General features: G+C 70.0%; 3 protein-coding genes. 1 reads left to right on the top strand and 2 read right to left on the bottom strand.

From position 1 onward, the window contains the following. Nucleotides 1-234 precede the first annotated feature (234 nt). Nucleotides 235-654 (bottom strand): STAS domain-containing protein, encoded by a 420-nt coding sequence (locus JFN87_RS32860; protein ID WP_209346133.1) that lies wholly within the window; start codon nucleotides 652-654, stop codon nucleotides 235-237. A gap of 233 nt (nucleotides 655-887) precedes the next feature. On the opposite strand from JFN87_RS32860, the gene JFN87_RS32865 reads away from it, so the two are divergent. Then, complete coding sequence (locus tag JFN87_RS32865) at nucleotides 888-1,301, top strand: DUF6281 family protein (RefSeq protein ID WP_209346135.1); 414 nt, start codon at nucleotides 888-890, stop codon at nucleotides 1,299-1,301. A gap of 39 nt (nucleotides 1,302-1,340) precedes the next feature. Here the strand turns inward: JFN87_RS32865 and JFN87_RS32870 are convergent. Then, nucleotides 1,341-2,514: hypothetical protein (locus JFN87_RS32870; protein WP_209346136.1), on the bottom strand; the 1,174-nt coding region annotated here is incomplete at its 5' end.

The following is a 2,514-nucleotide window of genomic DNA, read 5'->3' on the forward strand; positions in this document are numbered from 1 at the left end:
TCTTCTTTTCTCTCTCTCCTTCTTTTCCTCCTCCTCTCTCTTCTCTCTTCTCTCTTCTCTTCCTCTTTTTTTTTCTTCTTTTTTCTTTCTTTTTTTTTCTTCTTTTCTTTTTCTTCTTTTTTTTTTTTCTTTTTTTTTTTTTCTTTTCTTTTTTTTTTTTTTTTTTTTTTTTTAAATAAAAAATAATATATAAGATATATTAATGACTGAAGTTTAAATATATGTTCTTCTAATCTAGGCGAGCGCCTCCCCGATCGTCGCGTGGACGCCGATGGAGGGCGGCAGGGCGCGGGTGAGGACCGCGCGGATGTGCGCGTCCGCGACGACGGCGATCGTCGGCTCGCCGTCACCCTCGCGCTCGTCCCCGGACTCGTGGGCGGCGACGGCCAGCGCCGCGGCCGCCGCCCCGCTGAGCAGCGTCACGTCCGTCAGGTCGAAGACGAGGCGATGGCCGAGCGCGCGTGCGGCATCGGCGTGCCGCCGGGCGTCCAGGGCCAGGTCGCCGGCGTCGGAGGCGTACAGCGCACCGGCCAGGCGCAGCACCAGTACGCCCTCTGCACGGGACGTCGATACGGGCTGCTCCTCGGCCTGCGGCGCCATGGCGAGGGATATGGGTCGGGTGGGATGGGCGGAGTTCGAGGAACGCGTGCGCATGGGGGGACCTCGGGCGTCGGTGGGCCTCCGGCCGATTCCTGACCGCTGTTGGTGACGCCGTTTCGACTCTCCTGCCCAGCGCCGAACAAAGCAAGCGGACGAGAGCCTGCAAATCCGCCCGGCCGGACGGCCGCGCCGCGCGGAACCGGCCGCTTCCACCGGCGAATGCGGGCACCATGGAATCCACTTGGCGAGGCCCTGCGTCGCGGGGGCCGAGGGAGGGGGAGAGCGTCATGGTGCTGCTCTTACGCGCGCGCATCGCGTTGCAGGCCGCCGGAGCCGTCGCGCTGCTGGCACTGGCGGGAAGCGGGTGTTCGTCCACGACGTCCGGACACGGCGGCGGTGATTGTGCGTGGGTGCTGGAGTTCGACGGACGGACATATCAGGGCACGGGGCAGCGGGACACCACCACCAGCAGCCCCGTGCACCACCAGGGCGAGGCACTCGGGAAGGGGACGCTCAAGGGGTGCGACGACGGACCGGGACAGGTGGTCGATCAGGCCGTCCTCGTCTACCGCATCGCGGGCGTCCCCACGGAGCAGGCCGTGATCAGCGCGAACGACGTCATAGGCGTGAGCGATCCGGCCCACATGCCGGATGCCGTGCGCCGCCTGCTCGGCATCCCGCCCTCGCCGGGGCCGACCTGACGGGCCGTCGCCGGCGCGAGACTTGGCCACCGCCGCGCGTCACAGCAGGCCCGACAGGTGCAGGACCCGGTCGCTGAGCCGGCCGCGCAGCCTGCCGTCCTCCGTGACGGCCGCCTCGGCCAGCCAGTCGGCCGAGAGCAGCCGTTCGACGTGCTTGGCGACCTCCTCGGGCGGCAGGGCGCAGAACGCGGCCGCCTCCGCCAGGTCGAGGCCATCGTCCTCGGCGGGGCCGAGCCCGCCGTCGGGGCGGGAGTGGGCGGCCGTGTGCAGGGCTAGGAGGCGGGTGGCCGGCGGCGACTTCTTCTTGCGGAGCTTCCGGTCGTTCACCACCTTCTGCGCCCAGCCCGAGATCCTCGCCCGGGTCACCTTGCCGAGGACGAACGGGCGCGGCCCGTCGGGCAGCAGCGTCGGGACGGTCACCGCGGTGGGGTCCTCCGGCCTCGCCTCGAGCGCCTCGGACGCGGTGCAGGGCATCCGCATCCAGCCCGCCGCGACCAGCGCGTCGAGCACCCGCTCGGCATCGCCCTGCAGCCAGCCGCCCAGGTCCTGACCCGTGACGTTGCCGATGCCGGCGCGCGCTGCGCGCAGGGTGAGCATGAGCACCGCGAGGTGTACGGGGGGCTCGTGGTGGGGGGCGAGTGCGCCGAGGAGGCCGAGCACGGTGCGGGCGTGCTCGGCCTGCGTGCGGGTCAGCAGCGCGCCGGCGGGTCCGCCCGCGCGGTTGTCGTGCATCTCGCGGCAGGTCACCGCGGCCTTCGTGGCGCGGTCCGCGTCCTCGCGCAGGGACGCGTCGCCGGAGACGTCGGCCCACTGGGCGAACGCGCGCGCCTTGCGGTCGTGGAGTTCGGCGAGGAGGACGAGGTCGGGTTCCGGGCGCCGCTGGTAGGCGCGGTAGGCGTCGCCGAGTTCGATGAGTTCCAGGCGCAGGGCGTCCGGCTCCAGGTTGTACGGCACGATCCGCTGCGCGATCTTCCCCCACCGCCTCGGGCGGCGGGGTTCCCGGCCGGCCGAGGCGGCGGCGCGCGCGCCCGGCACCGGGGCGGGCCTGGGCGCAACGGAGGAGGAGGCGCCGGAGGATCCGCCGGAAGGGGAGGATGCGCCGGCAACGGACGAGGCGCCTGCGGGGGCAGGGGCGGGGGAGTTGCCGTGGTCGGAGAAGAGCGCCGCCGCGGTGCCGCCCGCCGTACCCGGGCTCGTTGCCGGGCCGCCGGCT

Origin of the sequence: Streptomyces montanisoli (assembly GCF_017813245.1) — a bacterium.
Lineage (GTDB): Bacteria > Actinomycetota > Actinomycetes > Streptomycetales > Streptomycetaceae > Streptomyces > Streptomyces montanisoli.

Excerpts from the sequence above, each read along its gene's own strand:
- JFN87_RS32860 (WP_209346133.1), bottom strand. The coding sequence starts at position 654 with ATGCGCACGCGTTCCTCGAACTCCGCCCATCCCACCCGACCCATATCC.
- JFN87_RS32865 (WP_209346135.1), top strand. The coding sequence starts at position 888 with ATGGTGCTGCTCTTACGCGCGCGCATCGCGTTGCAGGCCGCCGGAGCC.